We start from the raw sequence: 25,712 nt of genomic DNA on the forward strand, positions 1-25,712 counted from the left end.
CCAGTCAGGTCTTTTTCTCTTATTATTTTACTCCTACAGCATCATAAGCTTTCGTTACAGCTTGTACAGCTTTAGAGTTTTTACCGTATAGATCCTCTGCTGATTGAAGTGCAGCTTGACGCATCATTTTGAAATCAGAGTTTGCAGTTAAATATTTTGTAAGAGCACGATAGTAAATTTTTTCTGTTGCTTCACGGCCCACTCCAGTTACTTTCACATTGTAATGTGTGCCGCCCTCAGACACTAAATACGCCGCCTTATTGTTAATACTACTGTTAATATGAACGCCGCCATTATCAGCTGTTCCAGTATAACGTTTATTGTAATGATCTGGGTAACCTTCACCAGGTTTTAATGGGTTTGGAATAGATGCTGGATCCTTTAGAGAACGAAGTGCATCTCCAGGTTTACCAGGTGTATAAATATCAGCACCTAAATCCCAGCTCTTCTTCTCAACCATGACACCCATGATATCAGATAACGATTCATTTAACGCTCCTGATTCATTTTTATATACAAGGTTTGCTGTATGTTCAGTTACAGCATGCGTTAATTCGTGGCCAATAACATCTAGCCCTGCTGATAATGGAATAAATGTCTTACCATCTCCATCACCATACATCATTTGCACACCGTTCCACGCTGCGTTATTCCAAGATTCACCTACGTGAACAGTAGAAATAAGTCTCGCACCTTTATCATCGAAAGAGTTACGGTTAAATGTCTTTTTATAGTAATCATATACTTTTCCTGCATTCACATGCGCATCAACTGCCGCTTTATCTTCGAAGAACTTAGATTTACTTACAACTTCTTCTCCTGTATATCCAAGAATTTGTGAGAAGAAATTAAACCAGTTTTCATCCATATTCTCTGCATCAAATGTATGGACACCTTGACCTCGTGTACCATCAAATAAGTTGAACGCTCCTGTTTTCGTATCTTGAGCAATTTCAAATGATTGTCTAGCCCCTAATACTCCGTAACCAAATCCAGTAACGTGATCTACAGCATTATATTTCTCAATAACATTTCCATTTGTTGCATCAACAAAATAATGCCAATATCCTGGAGCTGGTTTCGAAACCGACGCTTTTACAAGATATGCAAGATAGTATTGACCATCTTTTTCATACACATATAAATCTTTTTTCACACCATCATAATTCTTTACTTTACCAATTTCTTTCTCAATATTAGCTTTTGCAATCGTTTCTGCTTGTTCCGCACTAATACTTGCAGATGCAGGAATATTTTTATTATCTAAATTTGGAATAACTTGTCCGAAAAATGCTTTTACATTATTCTCTTTATCAAGCGTAACCGTTTGATCTGAACCATACACAGGAATGTTATTATGCTTCTCAACTAACTTCACATGTGTTGTACCAGACTCAGCATCTTTTTCTTCACCAACGATATTGAAATGCTTATCAATATTTCCTGCTAGTTTAAACATATCCTTCTTGCTCTCTAAATATTGAAATACTGTCTCTTTTTTATCTAGACCTTCTGGCGCTTTCCATTCTTCACCTATGTAAGCTGGTGTTTTGAACTCTTGGTGATACTGGATTTTTTGCTCTTCTGCTTTCGTCGTAGTTGCTCCAAATGCCCCAAACCCACTTGCGATAACAGTTAACGCTAATGCTGATGAAATTACTTGCTTTTTCAATCTAACACTCCCCATTCCCCTAAGAATTTTTGACACACTTATTACAATTCTAAATACTTATTCGTATACCTGTTTTTAAACATTGAGAAAGTTTTTTCTGATAATTCAACTCACCAAAAAGAGGACATCGTTTTTCGATGTCCTCTTTCCTATAACTTTTCATTCCGCTATTTATATACTGAACAACCCACTGATTAAAACTTCACTTTATTGCATTTTCATTTCAATTGCTAAATAGTGAGATTTTTCTTTCGCTTGAATGCGAATATCTGCTTCTACAGCCTCCGCTGCATCACGCATTACGAGTGTTTCACCGTTTACAACGCTACTACCTTCAATTTGTACAAGGTATAATTGGCGTCCTTCTTGAACAGGGAAATGAATCTCTTTACCAGCCTCTAATGATAAAGAATATAAATTTGCATCTTGGTGAATATGAATTGGTGCATCTCCATCAGAAGGAGATACCATATGGAACCACTCATTTTCACGTTTGCTCCAATCAAATTTAAACTCACCATAGTTCGGTTTATGACCATCGCGGTCTGGTAAAATCCAAATTTGCAATAAACGTAATGTTTCACTTCCTAAGTTATGCTCACTGTGAAATACACCAGTACCTGCACTCATATATTGAACATGCCCACGCTCAATTGTCCCGCGGTTCCCCATACTATCTTCATGTGTTAATTCACCATCTATAACGTAAGAGATAATCTCCATATCACGATGCGGATGCATATCAAAACCTGTTTGTGCCGCTATTAAATCATCATTCATAACACGTACTGCTCCAAAATTCATGTTGTTTGGATTATAATAATTTGCAAAAGAAAAATGAAAATGTGTATTTAACCAACCGTGATTTGCTCTTCCCATATTTTTATGATCAACTTTTCTAAACATACCCTTCACCTCATATTATCTCGAAATCGAGATATTTATTTTTAATTTTATTACTGCAACTTCTTCAGTAATTCTAATAATTGTTTTTGTTCTTCTCTATTTAACTTATCAAATTGCTCTGCTTGAAATGTTTCTTGCGGCGGGACTATTTCTTCATATAGAACCTTTCCCTTTTCTGTTAATGAAATATATTTCGTCGTACCTTCTTGTTCACGCTGAATCCAATCTAGTTGCTCCATCTTATTTAAAAGCTGAGTAACATTTCCTTTCGTAACAAACAACTTATTTCCAAGTTCTTGCTGCGTTAAACGATCGTGTCCTCCAATTTGAACTAATACATCAAACTGAGCGGCAGATACATTCCACTTTTTCAAATGCTGATTTGTCTCACGAATACTTCTATTATAAAAGCGTGATAAACGAAACCATAATAGTAATCCAAGTTTTTCCTCTGCTTTCATTCCATCACCTCGCTCATTTGATACTATTAGTTTAGAACTAAACTTAATAAAGGTCAACAACTTATTTTTAATTAGCAACAAATAAAAAGCACAGTGATTTTTCTCCACTATGCTTCAGATTAAATTTCTATTTTTGTATTCATCTAGCTTCCTCTCCGCGAAATGCCTCGCATCTTTCTCGATCCATCTTTCTTCGTATAGTTCATGTCCAACATATAGTACATCGTCCTTATGCTGCATCGCATGCCTGAATTCATGCAATAGCGTTTTGAGCACTTGCTCATACTCTTCCCACATACAAACGAAAATTAATTGTTTTTCTTTATGATAAAAACCACCTACCGGGAATAAAAACTCCTCTTCTTCTTCTCCTAATGATAAAAGTACATTATTCGCATCACACGTATCACAAAAAATAACTGGCGTTGCACTTACTTCAATAAGAGAAAACAAATCATTTCTTAACTTTTTGACATCCCAAGGAAGCTCCGAATCCAACACATACCAATTCTCAACTTGTTGATATACATTTTGAAACTGGAGTTCCATTTCTCTATAATCCCCTTTCCAAACTCCCTTTTCCTATATGTATGCCACAATATGGTAAATATTAAACATACTCTTTCACACTTTAAAAAATGACAATAAAAAAGAATCTATGTCAGCATAGATTCTTTTTCCGTAATCACTTTTTTTTCATCATTTTTTTTAATATAAAATAACCAATTGCACAAACAATAGCAGCAAGCGCAAAATATTTCACATATGGCCCAGCTACTTTATTAATACTTTCCCACTCTGATCCTAATTTAAAGCCTAAATAGACAAATACAATTGACCATGGAATAACAGCTAATGTAGTTAGCGTAATAAACTTAGCATGTGACATTTTCGCAATACCTGCTGGTATCGAAATAGCATGACGCACAACGGGAATAAAACGTGCGGTAAAGATAACACCAGTTCCATAACGATTAAACCACGCTTCCGCATAATCAATATGTTTCTTCTGAATCAAAATATATTTTCCATATCGCTCAAGAACAGGTCTTCCTCCGTATCGACCGATCCAATAAATAAATAGCTGTGCGATTACACCGCCAATCGTACCGAACGCAACAGCACCCCAAAATGTAATGCTTCCTGTTGATACTAAATAGCCTGCATAAGACAATACGATTTCACTTGGAATAACCTCTAACATCAATCCAAGCATAATTCCCCAATAACCAAGTCCTTCTAGAAAAACTAAAACTGAATGAATCAACTCTCCTAACATCATTTACCTCGCTTTACTGTTTTCATTGCAAAAAATAAAAGTACAAGCGGTAAATATCTTGTACTTTTATTTTTTAAAATTTAGTTTGCCTTCGTATCCCACTTAAAGATTTTATTTAAAAATTTATATACATTCTTTGACTCTTTCGTTAGAAGCGGACCTAAAATAGACAGTATAAGCACGTATAGTGCTGAGAATGGTTTCAATACTGACATTAAACCACCGGCTATACCGATATTGGCCATAATGATGGAAAACTCTCCCCTTGAAACGATTGTTAATCCAATATTTGTTGAAGCTTTATGAGATAATCCAGCTTGTCGTCCTGCAATCATCCCTGCTACAAAGTTTCCGATTATCGTCAGAAGTACAGCACCTAACGTTAACCATATCGCTCCGCCCAATGAGAACGGATCTATACTTAATCCGAAACTGAAGAAGAAGATAGCTCCGAAAAAGTCTCTAAATGGAACAACAAGATGTTCAATTCGATCACTATGCTCTGTCTCAGAGAAAACTAACCCTAAAAGAAGTGCCCCGATTGCTTCTGCAACGTGAATTGTTTCTGAAAAACCAGCAATAAAGAACAACGAAGCAAATACTACAATAATAAAGATTTCATCAGAACTAATATTGAGCAATTTATTTAATAACGGCGTAGCCTTTCTAGCTACTACGAAGAATAGAAGCATATATCCTAAAGCAATTCCAATTGAAGTGAGAGCACCTAAGAACGAAGCGTGATCCCCGAGGACTAAGCCAGAAACTACTGATAAATATACAGCAAGGAATATATCTTCAAACATAATAATTCCTAAAATTAATTCGGTTTCATTATTACCAGTTCTTCTTAAATCAACTAACACTTTTGCAACGATAGCACTAGAAGAAATCGTAATAATACCCGCAATAATTAAGATTTCTAGTAACGGGAATCCCATTATAAATCCGTATAATAATCCAAGTGAAAAGTTAATTAAAATATAGATTGTTCCGCCAATAGCAATCGAACGTCCAGATTTAATTAGTTTTTTCATCGAAAACTCTAGCCCTAGATAGAACAGAAGGAACAGAACTCCAATCCTTCCAAGAAAGGAAATTACACTTGCACTTTCAATAAATTTGAGATCGATAACACCTATTGTCGGCGCATGCGGTCCTACTAACATACCAAGAACGATTAGAAAAGGAATTACTGAGAATTTAAACTTTCCAGCAATTACCGCCGCAATTGCTACTAAAACTAAAGCTGTACCAACTTCAAAAATTAAAGTATCCATCTAGTCAGTCCCCCTATTCGAAAGTAATTCATTAATAATTTTTTTAATTTCTTCTCTCTCACCTGAGACTACAAGCATATCTCCTTCTTCAATCACCGTGTCTGGCCCTGGATTAAATAGCTTTTTCATGTTCTTTTTCATAACTGCAATTATCGTTACGCTATATGTTTTTCTTATTTCAAGATCACCAATTGTTTTTCCAATTGCTGAAGCTGCATTCTCCACTTTGAACCACTCAATCGCTAAACCTTCAAAGACCATTTCAACATTTTCTAACGCCCTAGGCTTATATACCATCCCGCCTAATATTGCTGCAATTTGTCTTGCCTCTGAGTCACGCAATGAAATACTTGAGATGCTTTCTTCATGGTCTGTATCAAAATGATACATTTCTCTACGCCCATCATCATGAATGACAATCACCATTTTTTCGTTACCTTTCGTAACGATTTGAAACTTATAACCAATACCTGGAAGTTCACTTTCTCTTATATTCATACTAGTTCCTCCTCAACAATAAATAATTTTTTATTTGAATTTTCTGTTTTTCTGTCTTTTCTTCAACCAACTAATTTTAGAAATTCTAACCAGTCAGGATATCTGTGATTTGGAAATCTTTTATTGTAATAATAAGTGGCTCCTAAAAAGATACTTAAAGATGTAATGATGAAAAATAAATTACTTCTCATTTTCAAACTCTTAAGACTTACTTTCAATAAAGATTCTTCTTTCAAATTATCCCCTCTTTCTCGCTTTAAATTTAGTTTTTTAAAATGTAAATAATTCTAAAAATATTACGATGTGACATAATCATAACACGAAAAGCATTTAAGTAACATCATTTTTTAGAAAAATTGATTCTGGTATATTTTTTGCATATAATTTTCTTATTACGAAAAAAAGGAAGTGTATTATAATGGTTGATATCTTTAGCAGATTCCTTGAGGTAACGAATAATATTTTATGGTCATATATTCTTATTGCAATGCTAATCGGCTTCGGTCTTTATTTCTCTTTCAAATTAAAATTTGTCCAAATTACTCATTTCGGTGATATGGTCAGTTTAATTAGTAAAGGATTTAATCGAAAAGAAAAAAAGAAAGATAGCATCTCTCCATTCCAAGCATTTTGCTTAAGTGCAGCCGCACGCATTGGTATCGGGAACTTAGCTGGTGTAGCACTAGCAATTTCAATGGGAGGACCTGGTGCAATATTTTGGATGTGGTTTATCGCGATTCTCGGTGCAGCTACTAGTTTTGTAGAATGTACGCTCGCGCAAATTTATAAAGTAAAAGATGGTCGTGGTTTCCGTGGTGGCCCTGCTTACTATATGGAAAAAGGTTTAAATAAACGTTGGATGGGGATTTGGTTTTCACTTCTCATTACAGTTGCGTATGGATTAATTTTCAATTCAGTACAAGCAAATACAGTAACAATAGCGTTTGAAAATGCTTTTGGATTAGAGCGAACAATCGTAGGAGCTCTACTAGCTTTACTAGTTGCAGTTATTATTTTTGGCGGTATTAAGAGCATTTCACGTATTACAGAGATGATTGTTCCTCCAATGGCAATCGTGTATATTGGTGTGGCTATTTTTGTCGTTATTAAAAACTTCAATATGTTACCAAGCATTTTCCTAGAAATATTTAACGGTGCATTCGGTTTAGACCAAGCCATCGCTGGTGGTATTGGAGCAGCAATCAAGTTCGGAATTCAGCGCGGTTTATTCGCGACAGAAGCAGGTATGGGTAGCTCTCCTAACGCAGCTGCAACATCAGATGTATCTCACCCTGTAAAACAAGGGCTTGTTCAAGCATTAGGTGTTTTCGTAGATACATTCTTAGTATGTACATCAACGGCATTTATCGTATTATGTTCTGGACTTTACAAAGGATCAAATTTAGAAGGTATTGAATTAACACAACAAGCATTAAGTTCACAAATTGGACCGTGGGCAAGCACTTTCTTAGCGATTATTATTTTCCTATTTGCTTTCAGTTCTTTACTAGGAAACTACTATTATGGTGAAACAAATATCGCATTCATTAAAGAAAGCAAAACATGGTTACTGATTTATCGTGTTGCAGTTGTCGGAATGGTTTTCTTCGGATCAATCGCTGCCCTTCAAACAGTTTGGAGCTTAGCTGATTTCTTTATGGGACTAATGGTATTCACAAACTTAATTGCCATCTCATTCCTTAGCAAATTTGCCTACGCAGCATTAGTAGACTATATAAAACAAAAGAAACAAGGAAAAGATCCTGTTTTCCTTGCAAGTTCTATTCCTGGCTTAAAGAATACAGAGTGCTGGGATGGACAGGATGTAGAAGAAAAGAAACAGGCTGTGTAACAAATAAAAGCGGAGGCGGCTCGTTCAGAATCGCAGGGCACTTCAAGCTCTCGACCTTGAAGCGCTTTTTGCTTCGAGCGAGAGAGCGAAATGACCGGAGATTCTAGCCGCTGGAGCTATATATCATTAAAAACCCCCTATTACTTCACAGTAATAGGGGGTTTTTATATACAACAGTTCATAATTTGTTCAAATTAATTCCAACAAAAGGGTTGATTTATACAAATTACTAGATTATAATAATTATAAATTAGTAATTCGTATAACATAATAACTCAAGAGGAGATTGATCATAATGAATACACAAGTAATCGAAGCATTAAACAAACAAGTAGCAAACTGGAGCGTTTTATTTACAAAACTACACAACTTCCATTGGTACGTAAAAGGACCTCAATTCTTCACACTACATGAAAAATTTGAAGAGCTTTACACAGAATCAGCTACTCACATCGATGAAATTGCAGAACGCATTTTAGCAATTGGCGGCAAACCAGTAGCAACAATGAAAGAATACTTAGAACTATCTTCTATTCAAGAAGCAGCTTACGGAGAAACTGCAGAAGGAATGGTCGAAGCAATCATGAAAGACTACGAAATGATGCTAGTCGAACTAAAAAAAGGCATGGAAATCGCTCAAGAATCTGACGACGAAATGACATCTGACCTACTACTAGGCATCTACACAGAACTAGAAAAACACGCTTGGATGCTACGTGCATTCTTGAATCAATAATATATTAAAAGCGGAAGCGGCTCGTTCAGAACAGGAGGGTGTTGGAACTCCTGATTCCGAGGCGCTTTTTGCCTCGAATGAAGGAGTGAAACAACCGACTGTTCTAGCCGCTGGAGCTGGATACAATTAAAAGCGCAAGCGGCTCGTTCAGAATGTGAGGAGGATGGAGCTTTTGACGTAGAGGCGCTCTTTGCCTCGCAGGAAAAAGCGAAGCCACCGAACATTCTAGCCGCTGGAGCTGGATACAACTAAAAGCACAAGCGGCTCGTTCAGAACAGGAGGGCATTGGAGCTCCTGACGAAGAGGCGCTTTTTGCCTCACAGGAAGGCGCGAAATGACCGACTGTTCTAGCCGCTGGAGCTGGATACAACTAAAAGCGCAAGCGGCTCGTTCAGAATGTGAGGAGGATGGAGCTTTTGACGTAGAGGCGCTCTTTGCCTCGCAGGAAAAAGCGAAGCCACCGAACATTCTAGCCGCTGGAGCTGGATACAACTAAAAGCACAAGCGGCTCGTTCAGAACAGGAGGGCATTGGAGCTCCTGACGAAGAGGCGCTTTTTGCCTCACAGGAAGGCGCGAAATGACCGACTGTTCTAGCCGCTGGAGCTGGATACAACTAAAAGCGCAAGCGGCTCGTTCAGAATGTGAGGAGGATGGAGCTTTTGACGTAGAGGCGCTCTTTGCCTCGCAGGAAAAAGCGAAGCCACCGAACATTCTAGCCGCTGGAGCTGGATACAACTAAAAGCACAAGCGGCTCGCTCAGAACAGGAGGGCATTGGAGCTCCTGACGTAGAGGCGCTTTTTGCCTCACAGGAAGGCGCGAAATGACCGACTGTTCTAGCCGCTGGAGCTGGATACAACTAAAAGCACAAGCGACTCGCTCAGAGTCGCTTTTTTCTATGGGGTAATCGCACAGAAATTATATCAGCGATTCCATCAAATTTATCGGCGATTTTTGCATTATATCGGCGATTTCGTCAAATTTATCAGCGATTTTTCCAATATATCGACTTACCGACAAATCACGACAAAAATAGCACTCCCCTCCACTATTTTTATCAATATATTACAATCTCTTTTATGTTAAAATATAGGAAACACCCTTTAGTAATTAGATCCAAAAAGCTTTTCCAAGTTCATCATTTACTACTTAAATGACGGGAGTGGTTCAGTTGAAAGACTACTTAATTAGAGCATTTTTCGCGTTAATAACAGTTGGGATTCTCTTACTCATAGCTAATATTTTCAATATACGTGTCGAGGTTAAAGACTATGCTTTCCTCGTTGTTGTAGCAATTGGTGGTGGCTGGGGTGGCTGGTACCTGTATAAGAAACAAAATAATAAAAGTGATAAAGGCATTCCGAAATAATATGGAATGCCTTTATTCTATATTACATAATTAAGCTTAAACCACTAATAAAAGCAGTCCCAAAAAACATCATAAAAACCCATATTCTATGGTAAATAAAAAGAATTCATTTTGAATATAGAAATAGTCCAAAATCTTGCATAACAGAGGTATGCCCCATTTGCCGCAACATTGTGGCTATATTCCCACGGTGATATGCTCCGTGGGTGACGACGTGTAGTATTGTTTCAGAAACCGTCGTATCCAGGTGCCCAGCATATGGATTATCAACCTCAAACACTTTTTCATAATCTTGTTGACTACTTAAAAGTTCTTTATATCGTTTAGATAATTCATAAAAACTAGTTTCCATTTCCTCAATATTTTTTGTTTCCAGCTGTTCTTTCAATTGGTCTGTGTGTACCATTGCATCACTCATGCTTTTACCAGAAATAATCTCAAGCCAGGCTAAATCTGTGAGGTATATGTGAGACATTACTTTTGCCACCGAAGAAAAACCACTCTTAACTTCCTTATGGAAAATGTCTTGCGGTAGTTCTTTTAAGCGATTTAAAATAACTTCATTTGCCCATAAGTGGTAGTCATACATTTTTAATACAGAATGCCCCATGATTATTTCTCCTCCAATTTTCATTTTAATGATTAGATTATGATACATAGCTGATTAAAAATCCCCAAAGGATTACATCTATAAAATTCATTCTGATTTCGATTAAAAAAACCTCTATTAACTTCATAAAAAACATTCCCTATCTTCCACAATCTGACCCTTTAACGGAACAATTCTATGTCACTCAATAATTCCTTATTCACCTTTTATTCAGATGTTCTTTTTTTAAGTCAGCAAAACATACCTCCATCTACTTCCCCTCTTCCAACGATTTCACATCTCACTATCAATATATTTAACCAAATTAAAAACACATGTCTTTTTAAAATGAATTTACATGTTCTTCCAAAAATCTATATAAAAAACAAAGTAATCAAAATGATAAAGGCATTCCAAAGTAATATGGAATGCCTTCCTTGTTATTTCCGTTTATAGTAAATAATGAAATTTAGACCACTTATCAAAACAATCCCAATAAACATATTAGAAGACTGCAAATCTCCGCCTAAACTATACTCATCAGCAATAAATCCTAACATAACAAGTGTTATCGCCGAAACACCGATACACAATACCGAAATAAACCAAAGTGAAAACTCATTAATAAGCTCTTTCTTCTGTCTTAAAATAATTAGCATAACAAGAATAGATGCTGCTAAAATACTTTTAAAAACAGGACGTAAATACACAAACTCCTCCATCTATTTCTCCTTTTCAAAAAAACATTATATCGCAACATTAACATATTTAACCAAATTAAAAACACATGTCTTTTCAAGATAAAATGACATGTGTTTCCAAAATCCACTATAAAAATGCACTATGATAATTGCTTCCACTTAGTCCCCAAAACAGGACGCTCGTAATTTTGGATTTTATGAATTAATTCGTCAGCCGTCTCAGCTGAAACGATTAACTCTTTATTCGATGGGTTCATAAAGCCTTCTTCAGCTGCGCGTTCAACCATTTGCAGAATTGGTCCGTAAAAGTCTTTAATGTTCAATAAACCAACTGGCTTATCATGTATACCAATTTGTGACCAACATACAACTTCAAATAATTCCTCAAACGTTCCGTATCCACCTGGTAATGCAATGAAAGCATGCGCAAGCTCTGCCATTTTCGCCTTACGCTCATGCATCGTTTCTACTTCAATTAATTCTGTTAGTCCTGTATGAACAATTTCACCACGGAATAAACCACGCGGCATAACACCTGTTACACGTCCACCTAGGCGAAGAACTTCATTTGCCACTTCTCCCATTAATCCAACGCATGAACCGCCGTATACAAGCTCATAATCGTTCTCAACAAATATTTTCCCTAACTCTATTGCCTGCTCTTTAAATTCTGGTCTCTCCCCTAAATTTGAACCTGCAAACACACAAATCTTTCTCATCCCTACACCTCGAAACTATATATTGTTATGATACAATGGGTATTGTACAACATATTGAAGGGATGAGAAAGAAATGGATATCGTCGCATTTCAAAGATGGGTTGAGGAATTTTACGAAAAACGAAGCTGGTCACAGTATAATTCCTTTATTCGCTTAAATTTCTTAACTGAGGAAGTTGGGGAAGTTTCACGCGTTGTTCGCGCAATTGAAATCGGTCGTGATCGCCCTGATGAACAAACAAAAACACAAGATGAGCTAAAACAAGAACTAAAAGAAGAACTTGGTGATGTCCTATCTAATCTTATTATTCTTTCACAAAAATATGATTTGGATTTACAAGACATTATGGAAACACACGTCACAAAGCTTTCAAAAAGGTTCGAAGTATCTAAATGAGAATATTATCAATTGTGATATAATGTTCTTGTCAAAATAATAAGGGGGATTTTATGTTATCTAAAAAATTGCACGACGCACTAAATGAACAAATGAATTTTGAATTTTACTCTGCCCACGCTTATATGGCAATGGCTGCTTACTGTACAGCGGAAAGCTACGATGGATTCGCTAACTTTTTCCTTGTACAAGCTGAAGAAGAGCGTTTCCACGCAATGAAACTTTACAACTACATTAATGACCGTGGTGAGCGCGCTATTATTACTGGGTTTGATCATCCTAATAACGAATATGAGTCTGTATTGAATGCTTTTGAAGTCGCACTTGAGCACGAGCGTGAAGTAACGAAGCGCATTTACAACTTATCTGATATTGCGTGGGATGAGCGTGAACACGCAACAATTACCTTCTTAAAATGGTTCGTTGACGAGCAAGTAGAAGAAGAAGCTTCATTCGATAGCATCATCCAAAAATTAAAACGTATTACAAGCGATTCAAACGCACTGTTTATGCTAGATGCTGAATTAGAGAAACGTACTTTTACGCCTCCAGCTGAATAATATTTTGATCACCTTAATGAATGTATTAAGGTGATTTTTTTATTTTCTCTCTAGCTTAAAATCACCTTAAATTTCCTTGTATTTGACATAGTACCAATAAGGAAATGGTATTATTTTCAATATAAAGTGAAACTTTAATCAGTGGGGTTTTGTTCATCCCCCACTGATTATTAGTTGAACCAATCGGGCGTTTACGGGCAGTTGATCTCCCACCTAACTTCTTTGCTCCAGCCGAATTTTGAGGTGGGAGTCTTACTGCTCGTTAATGCGGGATAAAATAATATACGAGGAGAGAAAAAATGAATCAGCGTGTAGAAGCTGTTGATGCAATCCGTGGTTTCGCTTTGTTTGGTATTTTACTTGTCAATATGACCTTAATTCAATTTGGATTCTTCGCCAGTGAAAAACCAACTTACATATTTGGAAAACTTGATGAAGGTGCTAATTGGTTTATTCAATTTTTCGGCACCCACAATTTCATGTCCCTATTCTCTTTTTTATTTGGTCTTAGTATTATTTTGTTGCAAAAAAGTATTATTGCGAAAGGAAAAAAATTCTTCCCCACATACATAAGACGTATTATCATTCTTTTACTACTAGGCTACATTCACGGCACCTTTGTTTGGGAGGGAGATATTTTATTTGCCTACGGGGTTATCGGGATTTTCTTAATGATGTTCATCAATCGAAAACCGAAAACATTGCTCATTTGGGCATCTATTTTACTAGCACTCATTATGCTCGCATCTTACCAATCGGAATCAACATCGAACCCCTATGATGATCTCGCACCTTATACCGAAAAGGAACATAAGGTCCATGAGACTGGAAGCTATATGGATCATGTCAACTTTAGACTAACTGAAAATCCTTTTGATTATATGGGGATTAACGGTGTATTCGGATTAGTTTTCATATCAGTTTTCGCAATAATTTTTATGTCTCCACTTTTCTTACTCGGAATGTATGTGGGGAAAAAGGGCTGGCTATTTGAGGTCGATCAACATATACCTACTGTTAAAAAAATTTGGCTTATCACTGGGATTTTCTCTTTTACAATTAAAATCTTAGCTATATTCGTGAAACATCCGATTTTAATTATGTTACAAGATAGTCTTACACCAGTAACCATGACCTTCTTTTACGGAAGCACGATTATTTTATTATTCCATTACAAAAAGGTAGCGCATTTACTAGCATACATGGCGAACATGGGAAAAATGTCGGTTAGTAATTACTTAGCGCAATCTATTATCACAACAACTATTTTTTACGCATATGGATTTGGCTTATATGGTAAAATTGGCTATTTCTTTGGTATTCTTTTAACCATTGGAATTTATACGATTCAATTATTCGTTAGTACCTATTGGCTACAGAAATACCGAATGGGGCCTGTGGAATATGTGTGGAGACTGGGAACTTATTTAGAGAGACCACGGTTTAAAAAAGACTTGGATAAAGCAAGTTAAACAAAAAGTCGTTTATCCTCCCTAAGTGAGAGATAAACGACTTCTTTGTTATTTATTAAAGCATAACCCCAACGATAACCGCTGATAATATACTTACTAACGTTGCACCGTATACAAGTTTTAATCCGAATGAAGATACAACGTTTGATTGTTTTCCATCGATACTCTTCGTTGCACCTGCGATAATTCCGATAGATGAGAAGTTCGCAAATGATACAAGGAAGATTGATAAAATACCTACTGTACGAGCTGATAACTCACCAGCTACTTTTCCTAGATCAAGCATCGCAACAAATTCGTTCGTTACTAATTTCGTTGCCATAATTTGTCCTGCTGTTAGCATTTCTGATGTTGGAATGCCCATTACGAATGCTAATGGCGAGAAGATATATCCTAAAATGCTTTGGAATGTGATTCCGAAAATTGAATCGAACACACCGTTAATTGCTGTAATTAATGCTACGAAACCGATTAACATCGCCGCTACTGTTACAGCGATAGAGAACCCTAGCATAATATATTCGCCTAACATTTCAAAGAATGTTTGTTTCTTATCTTCTTGTAATTCTAAAATGTCATCTTCTTCGCTCACATCATATGGATTAATAATATGAATGATAATGAATCCACTAAATAAGTTTAGTACAAGTGCTGTTACTACATATTTTGGATCAATCATCTTCATATAAGAACCAACGATTGACATCGATACTGTTGACATTGAAGATGCACAAAGTGTGTATAAACGATTTTTTGGTAATTTACTTAATTGATCTTTTACTGTAATAAATACTTCACCTTGGCCGACAATTGCCGCTGCTACTGCGTTATATGATTCAAGTTTTCCTAAACCGTTAATTTTACTTAATACGAAACCGACTGCACGAATGATAATCGGTAAAATTTTTATATGTTGTAAGATCCCAATTAGTACTGCTAAGAAAATAATTGGTAATAATACTGTTAAGAAGAATGGTGCTTGTCCATCATTTGCTAGACCACCAAATACGAAATTAACCCCAGCTTCCGCAAATTTTAAAATAGCTCCAAATCCATCTGCAATCCCTTTTACTAATACAAATCCGACCTTTGTATTTAGTAAGAAATACGCAAGTACCAATTGAATGACAAGCATAACTGCAATTGGTTTATATTTAATTTTCTTACGATCTGAACTTATAAGAAACCCTAGTACAAATACTACAAGTAAACCGACTAGAAACATTACTAACTTCATATGTGAATCCTCCACTTCCATGAGTTATCAGTCGTATAACGAATGACGTCTGACTATTGGTGTTAAAAAAATATGAACCCTTAAAATATTTTGAACTGTCTTCTAAAATCAGTAAGCGTTTACATAAATTGCAATTTATAACAGGTAGTCTCTTCTTTTCTACCGTATTTAACGTCTGAAATGGATACCACCTACAAATCAAATTGTAAGCGTTATCTAATTGAAATGCAATATAAATTTTAAAAGATTTTTATATGTTAATATATTCCTAACTGATTGGTTTTTTTATGTAAATTCACTATAAAAAATAGCCCTAGCTATGAGCTAGGGCCATCCTTTTTATAACATAACACCAACGATAATCGCCGATAAAAGACTTACTAATGTCGCACCGTATACAAGTCGTAATCCGAATGATGAAACAACGTTTGATTGGTTTTCATCAATCCCTTTCGTTGCACCTGCAATAATTCCGATAGATGAGAAGTTTGCAAATGATACAAGGAATACAGAAAGAATACCGACTGTACGAGCTGATAAATCACTAGCTACTTTTCCTAGATCAAGCATCGCAACAAATTCGTTCGATACTAATTTCGTTGCCATAATTTGTCCCGCCGTTACCATTTCTGATTGCGGGATTCCCATTACGAATGCTAATGGAGAGAAAATATATCCTAGAATAGCTTGGAATGTAATACCGAACACTGAATCAAACAAGCTATTGATTGCTGTAATTAATGCTACGAAACCAAGTAACATTGCTGCTACCGTAATCGCAATCGTGAAACCAAGCATAATATATTCGCTTAACATTTCAAAGAACGACTGTTTTTTCTTATTTTCTAACTTCAGTGTATCTTCTTCTTCCGTAATATCGTACGGATTAATAATATGAATAATAATGAAACCACTAAATAAATTTAATACAAGTGCTGTTACTACATATTTTGGCTCAATCATTTTCATATAAGAACCAACGATCGACATCGATACTGTCGACATGGAAGATGCACATAGTGTATATAAACGATGTTTGGGGATTTTACTTAATTGATCTTTTACTGTAATAAATACTTCTGCTTGTCCAACAATTGCAGCCGCTACTGCATTATATGATTCTAATTTTCCTAAACCATTTACTTTACTTAGCATAGTACCAATAGCACGAATAAATATCGGTAAAATTTTAAAGTGTTGCAGAATTCCGATTAACACTGCAAAGAATACGATTGGTAATAAAGCTGTTAAGAAGAATGAAACCTCTCCTTTATTAACAAGACCACCAAATACGAAAACGATTCCAGATTCCGCATATCCAAGAAGTGCTCCAAATCCATCTGAAATTCCTTTTACTAAAATATAACCAATTGGCGTATTTAATAAGAAATACGTTAACGCTAGCTGAATAACAAGCATAATCGCGATTGGTTTATACTTAATCTTCTTACGATCAGAACTTATAAGAAAACCGAGTACGAATACAACAAGTAATCCTACAAGAAACATAACAAACTTCATTAATAAAATCCTCCATTTAACTCTTCTTTAATGTTGAACGTCTGACCATTAGAAATACGAAATAAACCGAACTTTCCATTTACCCCTAAAACCATAGAAATGATTATAAAAAGTCGTCTAATCTCTTATTCTAAAGCCATTAACCATTCTAACACAAATTACAACTCACATCTGCATTTTTCTTTAAAAAAATTACATTTTATTATAAAATGCTCATTAATGTTCGTCTTTTACCTCTCTCCTTATTTTATTACTACAAAAAAAACGAGCATCAAATTTCTCTGATGCTCGTTCCTTTTGTATTATACAGCTTTTTCTTTATCTGCTACTGCTGGCTTGTCCCAGCACTCTGTATTGTTTAAACCTGGAATAGACTCCGCATAAAAGACTGGATCTTTTCCTTGTTTCTTTTGCTTTACGTAATCTGATAATGCCGCGAAAGCGTACTTTGAAAGGAATACAATTGCAACTAAGTTAATAACAGCCATAATACCCATGAATAAATCTGCTAAGTCCCAAACAATTTGAATTGTTGCTACAGAACCTAACATAACCATACCAAGTACCGCAATTCGATAAACATTTAATAGAACTTTACTTCCATTTAAAAATTCAATATTTGTTTCACCATAGTAGTAGTTACCTACCAATGAACTGAATGCAAACAAGAAGATTGCAACTGCTACAAATATAGATGCCCATGGTCCGATATGCTGACTTAACGCCTGCTGCGTTAATTGAATTCCATTTAGATCAGCTGCACCCGGTACATCTGATAAAAGAATGATAAATGCTGTACAACTACAAATTAATAATGTATCTGTAAATACCCCTAAAGTTTGAATGAAACCTTGTTTAACTGGATGTGTTACGTTTGCAGTCGCAGCTGCGTTCGGCGCACTACCCATACCAGCCTCATTTGAAAATAATCCACGTTTTACTCCTAGTAAAATCGCAGCTCCTAATCCCCCGCCCACTACTTCTTTAATTCCGAAAGCATGTAAGAAAATCTCTTTAAATACATGCGGAATTGCCGTAATGTTTGTTACAACAACAAATAATGCCACTGCTACATAAATAATTGCCATTACCGGAACAATCATTTCAACCGCGCGAGCAATTCGTTTCACTCCGCCGAAAATAATGATTGCAAGTAAACCAGCCATAAACAGACCCACAAGTCTACTATCCATTTTAAATGCGCCATCAAAAGCTGCCGCTACTGTGTTTGACTGCACGGCATTGAAAATCAATCCGAAACTCACTGTTATTAGAACAGAGAAGACAACCCCTAGCCAGCGTTTCTTCAAGCCTTTTTCCATATAATACGCCGGGCCACCGCGGAATGCATTCCCATCTTTTACTTTATAAATTTGCGCTAATGTGCTCTCTACAAATGCAGAAGCACCCCCAATTACCGCGATTAACCACATCCAAAATACAGCACCTGGACCACCTGCTGAGATTGCAATAGCTACACCAGCTAAGTTACCAGTCCCTACACGAGAAGCTGTACTCATACAAAATGCTTGGAATGATGATACACCACTTTTTTCTTTTTGCGCTTTTCTTGTCTTTGAACTCGCCCCGTCCCCAAGTAGGCGAATCATTTCTCCGAAGTAACGAATTTGAACAAATTTCACACGAAACGAAAAGTAAAGTCCTAATCCAATTAACATCGCAATAATGATATATGACCAAAGGACATTATTTATATCCCCAATTACATTAGTTAAAAAATCCATACTTGTATTGCCCCCTCTTCCTAACAATAAGAAAATTATATTCTAAAAACTTTTGGTAATCAAGAATTTTCGACAAAAGATGTTAGGTTTTATTACATAGAAATGTTAACTCATGTGACATATATGTTTTTTCTATAATGTACAACGGTAACTAGCGTACGCATTATTTGGATCCAATCCATCATTTCTGCATTTAATTTCTACAAATAATGAAAAGTGATTCCTTATCACTTTTTACCCTCCAGATTCTTATTACAATAAAAAAACGAGCATCGAATTCATCTCGATGCTCGCCTTTTCATTACACTGCTTTTTCTTTATCTGTTACCGCTGGCTTATCCCAACACTCTGTGTTCGTTAAGCCAGGAATAGAATCTGCGGTGAAGACCGGATCTTTCCCTTGTTTCTTTTGTCTTACATAGTCTGCCAACGCAGCATACGCAAATCGACCAAGAAGCGTAATCGCAATTAAATTTGTGATTACCATTAATCCCATAAATAAGTCTGCCATATTCCATACAACTTGAAGTGTCGCAACAGAACCGAATAATACCATTCCCACTACCGCAATACGGTAAATTGTTAACCAAGTTTTACTTTGTTTAATGAATTCAATATTCGTTTCACCATAATAGTAGTTTCCTAGAAGTGAACTAAATGCAAATAGGAAGATAATAATCGCTAAGAAGCTACTTGCCCATGGGCCAATTTGTGAGCTTAATGCATTTTGCGTTAGTTCAATACCTTCTAAATTTGTTGCTTTATATGCACCAGAACATAGTACGATAAATGCTGTTGATGTACATACTAAAAATGTATCTACTAATACTCCAATTGTTTGAATAAATCCTTGTTTAGCTGGATGTGTTACATCCGCTGTTGCAGCCGCATTCGGTGCACTACCCATACCTGCTTCATTCGCAAATAATCCGCGCTGAATACCAAACTTCATCGCAGCACCAATACCGCCACCTACAGCTGAATCTAAACCAAATGCACCTTTAAAGATTTCTGTAAACATATCCGGTATTAAATAATAATTTTTAATAACAACGAAAATAGCTACTGCAATATAAACAATTGCCATCGGCGGAACAATCATTTCTGACATACGCGCAATACTTTTCACACCACCAAAAATAATAACCCCAACCAATACCGCAAGTACAATCCCTACAACATAACGCTCAATACCAAATGCATTTTTAAATGCTAATGTAACTGTATTTGCTTGTACTGAGTTGAAAATTAAACCGTAACTAATTGTAATAAGGATAGAGAACCAAATTCCCATCCAACGTTTATTTAAACCTTTTTCCATATAATAAGCAGGACCACCACGGAAGCCACTGCCATCTTTTATTTTATAAATTTGCGCAAGCGTACTTTCTACGAAACTTGAAGACGCCCCGATAATCGCAATAACCCACATCCAAAATACTGCTCCTGGTCCTCCCATAGAAATAGCTAACGCTACACCAGCTAAGTTCCCGATTCCAATACGAGCTGCTGAGCTCATACAAAAAGCTTGGAAAGAAGATACACTGCCCTTCTTACGTGTCTTTCCAGTTAATCCATCACTCATTAATCGAATCATTTCCCCTAAATGAGTAATTTGTACAAATTTTAATTTAATAGAAAAATAAAGACCTAAACCAATTAACATTGCAATAAGAATATATGACCAAAGAATTGTATTCGTCGATGAAACAAATTGTTCTAAAATATTCATATAATGCCCCCCCTTTTATTCATAAATCGAATTATATTCAAAAAATATTCAAAAATCAACATTTTTCGACACCTTACAACTTCCAAATATTAGGGTCCACCTGCAAATACAATGCTCTTTTCTGACTCTACTTTCACTAGCTGCGCATACTAAAATAAAAAAATAATTTCATAAACAACACCATTGACAAAACCATAAACCTGTAACTATAATGATTACATCGAGTTGTAACAATCGTAATTACACTAAATTCATTCATTTTCACATACACACTTTAACAAAACACTTTGGAGGGATTCATTATGAAAATCGGAATTATCGGAGCAAGCGGAAAAGCTGGAAGTCGTATTTTAAAAGAAGCATTAGATCGCGGTCACGAAGTAACTGCAATTGTAAGAAATGCTGCAAAAATTACAGAAGAAAACGTAGAAGTTTTAGAAAAAGATGTATTCTCTCTTACATCTAACGACCTAGGAGCATTTGATGTAGTTGTAAATGCATTCGGCGCTCCAGCAGGACAAGAACATCTTCATGTAGATGCAGGAAATGTACTAATTGAAGCTATGAAAGGTGCACCTAATACGAAATTACTTGTAGTCGGCGGCGCTGGTAGCTTATTTGTAGACGAAGAAAAAACAACACGTGTATTTGATACACCAGGTTTCCCAAATGAATACCTTGCAACTGCTCAAAACCAAGGTAAAAACTTAGAAATCTTACAACAAACAAATGATATTACTTGGACATTCATCAGCCCTTCTGCACTATTCGCATTAGGAAAACGCACTGGCTCTTACAAAGCTGGTAAGGACAACCTTCTTGTTAACGCAAAAGGTGATAGCTACGTAAGTTACGAAGATTTTGCAGTAGCAGCACTTGATGAAATCGAAAATCCAAAACATGTAAACGAACGCTTCACAGTTGTTTCTGAAGCTGAGTAATAAAAAAAGCTCGTAAACATAGTGTTTACGAGCTTTTTTCATCATCTGTTATATTGATTCGGTTTATGTGGTTCATTTGGTGTATAGGGTTTATTTGGTTTATTTGGTTTATTTGGTTTATTTGGTTTATTATCATGACCATTTGCTTTTTTCCAACTTACAGCTAATTCTGGACTTGTTTTCTCTTCACTACGCTCAAGTAATACAACCGCATTTTGAATAGTCGGTGTACCTTTATGTGCAATTCCTTGTAATTTCGTTAAATTGCCTGATACTTTAAAGCTAAATCCACCCGCTGGCGTTTGTTTCGGAATTAAAATGCGGAATTTCTCTCCTACATTAAATTCTGTTTTTGCCTCGCCTTTTTCATTTACGAACTTCGCGCCTTCTGGTGCGCCAGTTGCTTGTACTTTATAAGTTCCACTTTTAGCGTTTGTTTGCACTGTATATAAACCAGTTTCAAAAAACTCATCTTTTAATACTGCTTCTTGTTCTTCTGTAGGAGTTACACTCATCGTAATTTCTTGTAGTTCTTCACTAGCACTTGCTTTTGCAACTATATCTTTCGTTACTTTTTCTACATTTTTATTACGGAAATCTAAATCATTAATATCAATTTGTTTTAACGCATTCCACACCGCAAGCTGCGTTGCGTAATGTGCATCTCTCCAATCAGAAACACCTAATTCTTGCGGACTCTTTTGTGGGTATCCGTTTAATAGTACGCGGTACACGTTAATATCCACTTTACCCATTTCAGGTAAATCTTGACCACTTGGCGATTTTAAATCTACATTTAAGCAAAAAGCAATTTTTCCATCTGCTGTTTTAATAAGCTCTGTTCGAATTGGTTTCTTCTTTGACCTACTGTAACTCCAATCCATTTGATACTTCGTATGGTCCATAACTTCTGCGAATGCTTTTTGAAGTGGGAATAATAAGTTCGCAAATACAAATAAAACACTCAAAAAAGTGGCCATTATCTTGAACGATCGTTTTATATTCATGTCTACAACCCCTTATAAAATAACAAATTTACTACTGTTTATTATTTAGTTAGAACATTTTTTTATGCATAGACAAAATAAAAAAGAGCGCAAACTTTTTGCACTCTTTGAACTTACCTCTATTAGAAATCAAAGTTATCCGGATCTGGACCGACGCGGTGGTTTTCATTTAAAGCATCAATCTTTTCCATATCTTCTTTTGTTAGCTCAAAATTGAAAATATCTGCGTTTGCAATAATGCGGTGTTCTTTCGTTGATTTCGGAATCGTTACAACTTCATTTTGAAGATCCCAACGTAAAATGATTTGAGCTGTTGTTTTTTCGTGTTTGTCTGCAATTTCTTGTAATGTTTCATTATCTAATAACTGACCTTGCATAAGTGGTGACCATGCTTCCATTTGGATACTTTGTTCTTTACAGAAAGCTTGTAGTTCTTTCTGCGTTAAACGCGGGTGATACTCTACTTGGTTAATCATCGGCTTAATTTCCGCACCTTCCATTACATCCTTCAGATGATGGATTTGGAAGTTACTTACGCCAATTGCACGCACGCGTTCTTCTTTATAAAGTGTTTCTAACGCTCTCCACGAATCTTTATATTTCCCTTCAACAGGCCAATGAACAAGATATAAATCTAAATAATCTAGTTCTAATTTTTTTAAGCTCTCTTCATATGCAGCAAGTGTCGTTTCATATCCTTGATCTGCATTCCACACTTTTGAAGTAATGAATAAATCTTCTCGAGAAATTCCTGCTTCTTTTATACCAGCGCGAATTCCTTCACCTACTGCTTTTTCATTTCCATAAATCGCCGCTGTATCAATACTGCGGTATCCAGCTTTAATCGCCGACTTCACAGCCTCTACAAGTTCTGGTCCATCTTCTACTTTAAACACACCTAAACCGAACCAAGGCATTTCTACACCGTTATGCAATACTGTTTTACTTTGTAAATGTTTCATTTTATTTTCTCTCCTTTATTTTGCTTGATCTCTTTTTTCTAATGCCATACTCCAAGCTGTTAAAATAACAGCGCCTACTACCATAATGCCGCCTACCCAAGCTGTATGAATTAACCCTAACGAGTTCGTTACAATACCGCCTAAATAAGCACCGAGGGCAATCCCTGCGTTAAACGCTGCGATATTCATTGCTGATGCCACATCGACAGCGCTCGGTACGAATCGTTCAGCCAAAATAACGACATATACTTGTAGTCCTGGAACATTCATAAACGCGAATAACCCCATAAAAATAATTGTGATAAGCCCCGCTACTTGAAACGGCGCTGTAAATGTTAGTACGAATAATACAATTGCTTGAATAAAGAACATGTAAAATAGTGCTCGAATTGGATTATGATTCGATAATTTTCCACCGACCATATTCCCAATCGCAATTGCAATCCCGTACACTAACAAAATGATTGTAACGGTACTCGATTTAAATCCTGTTACTTCTTGTAATAGCGGAGATAAATACGTAAATGTTACGAATGTTCCTCCGTATCCTAATGCAGTAATGACGAAAACAAGTAAGAGTCTTCCGTTCGTGATAAGTTTGAATTGATCACGAAATGATACTCGTGTACCCTTTTTTAAGTTAGACGGAATTAGCATGCTGTTTGAGATTAAGGCAACGATTCCAATTACTACAATTACCATAAATGATGCTCTCCAGCCAAATTGTTGACCAATAAACGTTCCAATTGGTACACCTGTAATCGTCGCAACGGTTAAACCAGTAAACATAAATGCTATTGCACTAGCACGTTTATTCTCTGGTACAAGTGCAGCCGCAATTGTGGATCCGATCGACATAAAAACGCCATGCGCAAATGCAGAGACAACCCTCGCGATAAGTAACACAGTAAAACTCGTTGCTACCGCTGCAATTCCATTACCGATAATAAAGACAATCATAATCCACATTAATAACGTCTTTCGCGACATACTAGCAGTTAGCGAAGTTAAAACAGGAGCACCGAATGCTACTCCTAACGCGTATAAAGAAACGGTTAAACCCGCTGTTGTAACAGAAACATGTAAATCCTCCGAAATAGATGGTAATAAACCGACGCTAATAAACTCGGTTGTACCAATTCCAAACGCACTAATTGCTAGCGCTAATAAAGCAAACATACTTCTTCGATTCGTCTGAACAGCCGAAGAAGATACTGTATATGAATTCAATTGAACTCCTCCTTAATACGAGAAATCCAATCATAATAGTGTGATAAAAAGGCCTTTTTATCTTCTACAAAAATAACTTTACTGCTCATAAATGCTATTATGAATGGCTTCACTCTTTTTTTGAAGAACGCACTTTAAAGTACGATAGGTACCAAAAAGTAACATAGGCACTTTTTAGTACCGTACTACTCATTTCCCTCTTACGTATGCTATTATGAAACATATTCAACACGATAAAAAGTACGTACTTTAAAGTGCTATAGGCACTAAAAAGTAACATTTAACTTATTTAGCTTCTTTTGTTGAAGAACTGAAATTCACATTCATCAAAGGAGATTTTCATATGAAGAAATATAATATTCCTGTTGAGGCGACTTTAGAGGTTATCGGTGGCAAATGGAAAGTCGTTATTCTTTGCCACTTAACGAAAGGTACGAAGAGAACGAGTGAACTAAAACGGTTAATGCCTGGTATTACACAAAAGATGTTAACACAGCAATTACGTGAGTTAGAAGAAGACGGAGTTATTCAAAGAAAGGTATACAATCAAGTACCGCCAAAAGTAGAATATTCTCTTACTGACTACGGATGGTCTTTAGAATCCATTCTCGATTCTCTTTGTACTTGGGGCGAATGCCATCTTGAAAAAAGCGGCAACACATCAATGCTACTTACAGAGGATGAACAATAAAAAAAGGAAAAAATGAACATAAATTTGTCCGTTTTTTCCTTTTTCCATTTATATATAGGTACATTTTTAAGATAGATAAAATAATTTATGCGCTTTCATTCCTTGCCATTACTAGGTTACAGGCTCAATATCAAATAATTAGGAATCATTTTTATG

Annotated in this window: 25 protein-coding genes; 8 read left to right on the forward strand and 17 right to left on the reverse strand. The window is 36.0% G+C overall.

All coding sequences use genetic code 11. The features are described from left to right. Positions 1-22: 22 nt before the first annotated feature. From EXW56_RS24150 to EXW56_RS24180, 7 genes are all read right to left on the reverse strand, one after another. On the reverse strand, positions 23-1,672 hold the full coding sequence (locus EXW56_RS24150) for a M4 family metallopeptidase (RefSeq protein WP_199661766.1): 1,650 nt from the start codon (positions 1,670-1,672) through the stop codon (positions 23-25). 207 nt (positions 1,673-1,879) lie between these two features. Continuing rightward, on the reverse strand, positions 1,880-2,578 hold the full coding sequence (locus tag EXW56_RS24155; RefSeq protein WP_215597030.1) for a pirin family protein: 699 nt from the start codon (positions 2,576-2,578) through the stop codon (positions 1,880-1,882). A gap of 50 nt (positions 2,579-2,628) precedes the next feature. Then, positions 2,629-3,039, reverse strand: a complete 411-nt coding sequence (locus EXW56_RS24160; RefSeq protein ID WP_215557678.1) for a MarR family winged helix-turn-helix transcriptional regulator — start codon at positions 3,037-3,039, stop codon at positions 2,629-2,631. 114 nt (positions 3,040-3,153) lie between these two features. Then, entirely contained in the window at positions 3,154-3,588 is a 435-nt protein-coding gene (locus EXW56_RS24165) for a DUF3920 family protein (protein ID WP_002198916.1), read from the reverse strand. Between the two features lie 136 nt (positions 3,589-3,724). Then, positions 3,725-4,318, reverse strand: a complete 594-nt coding sequence (locus EXW56_RS24170) for an undecaprenyl phosphate transporter UptA (protein ID WP_002112738.1) — start codon at positions 4,316-4,318, stop codon at positions 3,725-3,727. An 80-nt stretch (positions 4,319-4,398) separates the two neighbouring features. Further along, positions 4,399-5,598 (reverse strand): cation:proton antiporter, encoded by a 1,200-nt coding sequence (locus EXW56_RS24175; protein ID WP_002159952.1) that lies wholly within the window; start codon positions 5,596-5,598, stop codon positions 4,399-4,401. After that, positions 5,599-6,096, reverse strand: a complete 498-nt coding sequence (locus tag EXW56_RS24180) for a cation:proton antiporter regulatory subunit (protein ID WP_215557681.1) — start codon at positions 6,094-6,096, stop codon at positions 5,599-5,601. A 418-nt stretch (positions 6,097-6,514) separates the two neighbouring features. On the opposite strand from EXW56_RS24180, the gene EXW56_RS24185 reads away from it, so the two are divergent. The 3 genes from EXW56_RS24185 to EXW56_RS24195 all read left to right on the forward strand — a co-directional run bounded on the left by EXW56_RS24185 (position 6,515) and on the right by EXW56_RS24195 (position 10,052). Beyond that, a complete protein-coding gene (locus EXW56_RS24185) occupies positions 6,515-7,948 on the forward strand; it encodes an alanine/glycine:cation symporter family protein (RefSeq protein WP_002198914.1) in 1,434 nt (477 codons plus the stop codon). Between the two features lie 295 nt (positions 7,949-8,243). Beyond that, the gene (locus EXW56_RS24190; RefSeq protein ID WP_002198913.1) at positions 8,244-8,684 is read left to right on the forward strand and encodes a Dps family protein; all 441 of its coding nucleotides are present in this window, start codon (positions 8,244-8,246) and stop codon (positions 8,682-8,684) included. 1,170 nt (positions 8,685-9,854) lie between these two features. Continuing rightward, positions 9,855-10,052: a hypothetical protein gene (locus EXW56_RS24195; RefSeq protein WP_098167509.1), complete on the forward strand. Its 198-nt coding sequence runs from the start codon at positions 9,855-9,857 to the stop codon at positions 10,050-10,052. A gap of 106 nt (positions 10,053-10,158) precedes the next feature. Here EXW56_RS24195 and EXW56_RS24200 read toward each other — a convergent pair whose 3' ends face one another. The 3 genes from EXW56_RS24200 to EXW56_RS24210 all read right to left on the reverse strand — a co-directional run bounded on the left by EXW56_RS24200 (position 10,159) and on the right by EXW56_RS24210 (position 12,046). Further along, positions 10,159-10,662, reverse strand: a complete 504-nt coding sequence (locus EXW56_RS24200; RefSeq protein WP_002112749.1) for a DinB family protein — start codon at positions 10,660-10,662, stop codon at positions 10,159-10,161. 419 nt (positions 10,663-11,081) lie between these two features. Next, positions 11,082-11,363 (reverse strand): hypothetical protein, encoded by a 282-nt coding sequence (locus EXW56_RS24205; protein WP_215557683.1) that lies wholly within the window; start codon positions 11,361-11,363, stop codon positions 11,082-11,084. Positions 11,364-11,482: 119 nt separating this feature from the next. Next, positions 11,483-12,046, reverse strand: a complete 564-nt coding sequence (locus EXW56_RS24210) for an LOG family protein (protein WP_215597591.1) — start codon at positions 12,044-12,046, stop codon at positions 11,483-11,485. 88 nt (positions 12,047-12,134) lie between these two features. Here EXW56_RS24210 and EXW56_RS24215 point away from each other — a divergent pair, with 88 nt between their 5' ends. From EXW56_RS24215 to EXW56_RS24225, 3 genes are all read left to right on the forward strand, one after another. Next, positions 12,135-12,458 (forward strand): MazG nucleotide pyrophosphohydrolase domain-containing protein, encoded by a 324-nt coding sequence (locus tag EXW56_RS24215; RefSeq protein WP_215557684.1) that lies wholly within the window; start codon positions 12,135-12,137, stop codon positions 12,456-12,458. 53 nt (positions 12,459-12,511) lie between these two features. Continuing rightward, positions 12,512-13,018, forward strand: coding sequence for a ferritin (locus EXW56_RS24220; protein WP_002112754.1), 507 nt, complete (start codon positions 12,512-12,514; stop codon positions 13,016-13,018). Positions 13,019-13,317: 299 nt separating this feature from the next. Beyond that, positions 13,318-14,490 (forward strand): DUF418 domain-containing protein, encoded by a 1,173-nt coding sequence (locus EXW56_RS24225; RefSeq protein WP_215597031.1) that lies wholly within the window; start codon positions 13,318-13,320, stop codon positions 14,488-14,490. A 55-nt stretch (positions 14,491-14,545) separates the two neighbouring features. Here EXW56_RS24225 and EXW56_RS24230 read toward each other — a convergent pair whose 3' ends face one another. The 4 genes from EXW56_RS24230 to EXW56_RS24245 all read right to left on the reverse strand — a co-directional run bounded on the left by EXW56_RS24230 (position 14,546) and on the right by EXW56_RS24245 (position 20,725). Further along, a complete protein-coding gene (locus tag EXW56_RS24230) occupies positions 14,546-15,727 on the reverse strand; it encodes a NupC/NupG family nucleoside CNT transporter (RefSeq protein WP_002198910.1) in 1,182 nt (393 codons plus the stop codon). 339 nt (positions 15,728-16,066) lie between these two features. Continuing rightward, positions 16,067-17,248 (reverse strand): NupC/NupG family nucleoside CNT transporter, encoded by a 1,182-nt coding sequence (locus tag EXW56_RS24235; RefSeq protein ID WP_002112759.1) that lies wholly within the window; start codon positions 17,246-17,248, stop codon positions 16,067-16,069. A gap of 302 nt (positions 17,249-17,550) precedes the next feature. Then, complete coding sequence (locus EXW56_RS24240) at positions 17,551-18,993, reverse strand: alanine/glycine:cation symporter family protein (RefSeq protein ID WP_002198909.1); 1,443 nt, start codon at positions 18,991-18,993, stop codon at positions 17,551-17,553. 301 nt (positions 18,994-19,294) lie between these two features. Then, a complete protein-coding gene (locus EXW56_RS24245; protein ID WP_002198908.1) occupies positions 19,295-20,725 on the reverse strand; it encodes an alanine/glycine:cation symporter family protein in 1,431 nt (476 codons plus the stop codon). 302 nt (positions 20,726-21,027) lie between these two features. Between EXW56_RS24245 and EXW56_RS24250 the strand changes: the two genes are divergently transcribed. Beyond that, the gene (locus EXW56_RS24250; protein WP_002198907.1) at positions 21,028-21,666 is read left to right on the forward strand and encodes an NAD(P)-dependent oxidoreductase; all 639 of its coding nucleotides are present in this window, start codon (positions 21,028-21,030) and stop codon (positions 21,664-21,666) included. A 41-nt stretch (positions 21,667-21,707) separates the two neighbouring features. Here the strand turns inward: EXW56_RS24250 and EXW56_RS24255 are convergent, their stop codons facing one another. The 3 genes from EXW56_RS24255 to EXW56_RS24265 all read right to left on the reverse strand — a co-directional run bounded on the left by EXW56_RS24255 (position 21,708) and on the right by EXW56_RS24265 (position 24,814). After that, complete coding sequence (locus tag EXW56_RS24255) at positions 21,708-22,673, reverse strand: thioester domain-containing protein (RefSeq protein WP_215597032.1); 966 nt, start codon at positions 22,671-22,673, stop codon at positions 21,708-21,710. A 122-nt stretch (positions 22,674-22,795) separates the two neighbouring features. Beyond that, the gene (locus EXW56_RS24260; protein WP_002198905.1) at positions 22,796-23,635 is read right to left on the reverse strand and encodes an aldo/keto reductase; all 840 of its coding nucleotides are present in this window, start codon (positions 23,633-23,635) and stop codon (positions 22,796-22,798) included. Between the two features lie 15 nt (positions 23,636-23,650). Continuing rightward, the gene (locus EXW56_RS24265) at positions 23,651-24,814 is read right to left on the reverse strand and encodes an MFS transporter (protein WP_215558630.1); all 1,164 of its coding nucleotides are present in this window, start codon (positions 24,812-24,814) and stop codon (positions 23,651-23,653) included. Positions 24,815-25,208: 394 nt separating this feature from the next. Here EXW56_RS24265 and EXW56_RS24270 point away from each other — a divergent pair, with 394 nt between their 5' ends. Then, complete coding sequence (locus tag EXW56_RS24270; RefSeq protein ID WP_002198903.1) at positions 25,209-25,556, forward strand: winged helix-turn-helix transcriptional regulator; 348 nt, start codon at positions 25,209-25,211, stop codon at positions 25,554-25,556. Positions 25,557-25,712: the final 156 nt, after the last annotated feature.

This window comes from Bacillus mycoides (assembly GCF_018742245.1).
GTDB classification, from domain to species: Bacteria; Bacillota; Bacilli; order Bacillales; family Bacillaceae_G; genus Bacillus_A; species Bacillus_A cereus_U.

What these genes read in the sequence shown, in the direction of transcription:
- EXW56_RS24270 (WP_002198903.1), top strand. Translation starts at nt 25,209, where the DNA reads ATGAAGAAATATAATATTCCTGTTGAGGCGACTTTAGAGGTTATCGGT.
- EXW56_RS24265 (WP_215558630.1), bottom strand. Translation starts at nt 24,814, where the DNA reads ATGTTTGCTTTATTAGCGCTAGCAATTAGTGCGTTTGGAATTGGTACA.
- EXW56_RS24200 (WP_002112749.1), bottom strand. Translation starts at nt 10,662, where the DNA reads ATGGGGCATTCTGTATTAAAAATGTATGACTACCACTTATGGGCAAAT.
- EXW56_RS24175 (WP_002159952.1), bottom strand. Translation starts at nt 5,598, where the DNA reads ATGGATACTTTAATTTTTGAAGTTGGTACAGCTTTAGTTTTAGTAGCA.
- EXW56_RS24160 (WP_215557678.1), bottom strand. Translation starts at nt 3,039, where the DNA reads ATGAAAGCAGAGGAAAAACTTGGATTACTATTATGGTTTCGTTTATCA.
- EXW56_RS24155 (WP_215597030.1), bottom strand. Translation starts at nt 2,578, where the DNA reads ATGTTTAGAAAAGTTGATCATAAAAATATGGGAAGAGCAAATCACGGT.
- EXW56_RS24205 (WP_215557683.1), bottom strand. Translation starts at nt 11,363, where the DNA reads ATGGAGGAGTTTGTGTATTTACGTCCTGTTTTTAAAAGTATTTTAGCA.
- EXW56_RS24240 (WP_002198909.1), bottom strand. Translation starts at nt 18,993, where the DNA reads ATGGATTTTTTAACTAATGTAATTGGGGATATAAATAATGTCCTTTGG.
- EXW56_RS24255 (WP_215597032.1), bottom strand. Translation starts at nt 22,673, where the DNA reads ATGAATATAAAACGATCGTTCAAGATAATGGCCACTTTTTTGAGTGTT.
- EXW56_RS24170 (WP_002112738.1), bottom strand. Translation starts at nt 4,318, where the DNA reads ATGTTAGGAGAGTTGATTCATTCAGTTTTAGTTTTTCTAGAAGGACTT.
- EXW56_RS24180 (WP_215557681.1), bottom strand. Translation starts at nt 6,096, where the DNA reads ATGAATATAAGAGAAAGTGAACTTCCAGGTATTGGTTATAAGTTTCAA.
- EXW56_RS24260 (WP_002198905.1), bottom strand. Translation starts at nt 23,635, where the DNA reads ATGAAACATTTACAAAGTAAAACAGTATTGCATAACGGTGTAGAAATG.
- EXW56_RS24165 (WP_002198916.1), bottom strand. Translation starts at nt 3,588, where the DNA reads ATGGAACTCCAGTTTCAAAATGTATATCAACAAGTTGAGAATTGGTAT.
- EXW56_RS24235 (WP_002112759.1), bottom strand. Translation starts at nt 17,248, where the DNA reads ATGAAGTTTGTTATGTTTCTTGTAGGATTACTTGTTGTATTCGTACTC.
- EXW56_RS24215 (WP_215557684.1), top strand. Translation starts at nt 12,135, where the DNA reads ATGGATATCGTCGCATTTCAAAGATGGGTTGAGGAATTTTACGAAAAA.
- EXW56_RS24230 (WP_002198910.1), bottom strand. Translation starts at nt 15,727, where the DNA reads ATGAAGTTAGTAATGTTTCTAGTCGGTTTACTTGTAGTATTTGTACTA.
- EXW56_RS24185 (WP_002198914.1), top strand. Translation starts at nt 6,515, where the DNA reads ATGGTTGATATCTTTAGCAGATTCCTTGAGGTAACGAATAATATTTTA.
- EXW56_RS24225 (WP_215597031.1), top strand. Translation starts at nt 13,318, where the DNA reads ATGAATCAGCGTGTAGAAGCTGTTGATGCAATCCGTGGTTTCGCTTTG.
- EXW56_RS24190 (WP_002198913.1), top strand. Translation starts at nt 8,244, where the DNA reads ATGAATACACAAGTAATCGAAGCATTAAACAAACAAGTAGCAAACTGG.
- EXW56_RS24250 (WP_002198907.1), top strand. Translation starts at nt 21,028, where the DNA reads ATGAAAATCGGAATTATCGGAGCAAGCGGAAAAGCTGGAAGTCGTATT.
- EXW56_RS24245 (WP_002198908.1), bottom strand. Translation starts at nt 20,725, where the DNA reads ATGAATATTTTAGAACAATTTGTTTCATCGACGAATACAATTCTTTGG.
- EXW56_RS24220 (WP_002112754.1), top strand. Translation starts at nt 12,512, where the DNA reads ATGTTATCTAAAAAATTGCACGACGCACTAAATGAACAAATGAATTTT.